General features: G+C 65.8%; 3 protein-coding genes. 1 reads left to right on the forward strand and 2 read right to left on the reverse strand.

The genetic code is table 11. The features are described from left to right. Window positions 1-1,213 (forward strand): AfsR/SARP family transcriptional regulator (locus ACOJSN_RS25175; protein WP_420115227.1); only part of this gene is annotated, 1,213 nt, incomplete at its 5' end. A 70-nt stretch (window positions 1,214-1,283) separates the two neighbouring features. Here the strand turns inward: ACOJSN_RS25175 and ACOJSN_RS25180 are convergent. After that, on the reverse strand, window positions 1,284-1,976 hold the full coding sequence (locus ACOJSN_RS25180) for a hypothetical protein (protein WP_420115228.1): 693 nt from the start codon (window positions 1,974-1,976) through the stop codon (window positions 1,284-1,286). Between the two features lie 110 nt (window positions 1,977-2,086). After that, the coding region (locus ACOJSN_RS25185; protein WP_420115229.1) for a hypothetical protein at window positions 2,087-2,874 on the reverse strand (788 nt) is incomplete at its 5' end.

Genomic DNA, 2,874 nt, shown 5'->3' on the forward strand with positions numbered 1-2,874 from the left:
TCTCGACCGGCTGGACACCCTGGCACCCGAGCCCCATGGGTCCCGGCAGTGGCCGCCGGAGGTCGTGTTCTTCGCTGTCGACCTCACCCAGGACGAGGGCGAACGTCTGCGCGAACTCATGCAGGAAGCACCCTCCGCCGCGGTCGTGACCGTCGGCGCCGACCTCGGCCAGGCAGCCATCGAAGCACGTGCCGGCACTATCGACGCCACCTTGGCGCCCTCTGGGATGCCGATCCAGGTGCAGCACCTCAGCCCGGAGGAGTACGCAGAGATCGTCGAGGTGCTCGGTGCCAGCTACGTGCCCGGTCCGGCCTGGACCTCAAACCTGGCGGATGCCCGCGAGCCCGTCATCGCTGACCTGCCCGATCCGGACCCGACCGAGCGGCTGGAGTCCCTGATCGAGCCGGAGTCGCTGTTCGAGGTTGAGCACACCGTGCCGCAGGTGCGCGTGCTCGGGCCGGTCGAGCTCGTCGGGGCGGACACCGCGGTGCTGTCTGGGACCGTTGGACATCTGCACGCAGCTGTGGAGATGACCGCCTACCTGGCGATGAACGACGGTGCCACGACGGAGCAGTTCGCGGCCGCCCTGTGGCCCAACCAGAGCATCAAGCCCGCCACGCGGCACTCGGCGGTGTCGCGCACCCGCCGCCTGTTGGGAATCAACACCGAAGGTGCGTGGCGCCTCAGCACGGTCACTGACGGTGCCGGCGGGCCCATCAAGCGGTACCACCTCACCGAGGTTGGCAGCGACTGGGGGGACTTCAACCGCCTGCGCGGATCGGACCCCAGCAGCACCCCGCTGCCGGACCTGCGCCGCGCCCTGATGCTGGTTCGTGGGGTTCCGTTCAGTCAGGTACGCGACGGGGTGGGTCGGGTTCGCGCCAACCGCTACCTCTGGTCGGACACCCTCGCAGTGGAGATGACCGCGAGCGTCATCGACGTCGCCTGCGAAGCTGCTCGCCGCGCGCTCCTCGAAGGCAAACCCGGACTGGCCGCCGAAGCTGCAGACGCCGGATTGCGCGCCAGCACCGACCACGAACGCCTCTGGCGCTACGCCATCCGCGCGCGGGTCCTGATGGGTGAGCACGCTGCGGCAACCGAACTCATGGAAGCCTTGACGCAGCGGCTCACCGAACTCGACGTTGACCCCGAACCCGAGACGAACATGCTCTTGGACCAGGCATCAGCAGCAATCGACCAGGCAGCCAGTTGAAGGATGAATCGACACCTGGGACGGCTTCATTCGGCGTCGGCGGCTTTGGTGATTGGGCCGATCGCTGGCACTAGACGATGGTCCCAACCTTGGTGACGAACACTGGGGCGACGGGTGCCTTCTCGGAGTCGGTCGAGATCCTGAGTCCGCAGCGACCATCCATCAACTGATGCGAGACCCACCGGGAGTCGACGATGGGTGACAGCAATTGACTTCGCCCCAGGATGGCTACGAGGTCAGGTAGCGCCACCGGTTCTGCGCCGTAGAAGTGATAGGAGCGACCGCTCATGTACAGCAGGCCGCGCAGTCCGAGGGCATGGATGGCGTCGATCGCCGAAGCCTCGCCGTCGGATCCAGGCTTGACGCCGAGGTCGAGCAGTGGGAGATGCATCGGCTGCTTCGTGTCGGCCACCACAACAGACGAGCAGAAGGAGACAAGTTCACGCGGCGAGAGATTCGCATACTCGCCGGCTCCTAGTAACTCGACGAACTCCTCGCGCCCGAGTGCTATGCGCGTTGCGCCGTCGCTGTTGTGACGCAGCGCGGCGCGCAGCAGGTCCCCCCGAGTCCCGGAGTCGGTGGTCACGGCCTTGGCCAGGAGGAACTCCCAAAAGCCGAATCCGCGCGCCTGGTGTTCGTCACGGGCTGGGTCCGTGAGCGACTGCGCTAGGGGCGAGACCTCGCCACCTTGGAATGAAGGACGCCGACGAAGCACGTTGAGCTCGATCGTCTCGACGCGCGCCTCGAGAAGCAGGGCCGGCAAATGATCAGCGAGCCCAGGCCGAGGTTCGACCCCAGCACCCTCGACCTCCCGATCGAATGCCCTGGTTTGGCCAGTTGCTTGCCTGCCTGAGAGAGGCTCGCCACCCATGCCTACGCCTCCACGGTTCTTGGGCTGGTTTTCCAGTCGAAGGCCTGAGTCGTCGCAGCAGCCCATAACTGCGTGGCTTCTGACGAATAGTCTGGGTTGATCCGCCGGGCGAGAACGAGTGCAGCGACCGTCTTGTGTCCGCTCTGCTCCAGAGCGCAAGCAGCGCTGTTGAGGCGTGAGCCGGTTGTGTAGACGTCATCGAGAAGGAGAATCCGTGATGGCGCGTGCGTCATGACGACCCGGTACCCATCGGGGCTCGGCCTGCGGAAGCCCAACTCTCCCGGTCCGCGGGCGAGCAGTTGCAGCCGTGGGAGGTCGAGTTCAAGCGAGTCCACCACAGCCTCAAGGGGATGTGGAGCAGGACGCTCGGTAGACGGGACCACCACTATCCCATCAATCCCGCCCGAGACCTGCAAAAGGGACTCGCCGTGCTCCATCAGGTAGCGACCCAGCATGGAGCGCACCAGACGAACACACGCGGGGTCGAAGGGGTCCTCATCGTCTTCCCGGCCCTTGTACCGGGTTAGGGCATTCCGAAGTGGCGAAGGCTTGCGGTAGAGCGAGATGACCGATAGGCCGAGTGGATCGCGATCGAGCGCGGTGCGCACTTCGAGGCAGTTCTCGCAGAGGATGGAAGTTAGTTCTCGGTCTCTGACGCGGTTGTGGTCATCCAGGTGGGTGCTCCGGCATGCCCGCTCGGACAGCCGCCCGTTCGGTGTCCAGGTACTGCATCGATCACAGACGTGGGCGCCGTTCGCGGGAGGAGTCACCAACGCGGGCACGAGCCTTT

This window comes from Pseudactinotalea sp. (assembly GCF_048594945.1).
In the GTDB taxonomy this organism is placed as follows: domain Bacteria; phylum Actinomycetota; class Actinomycetes; order Actinomycetales; family Beutenbergiaceae; genus Pseudactinotalea.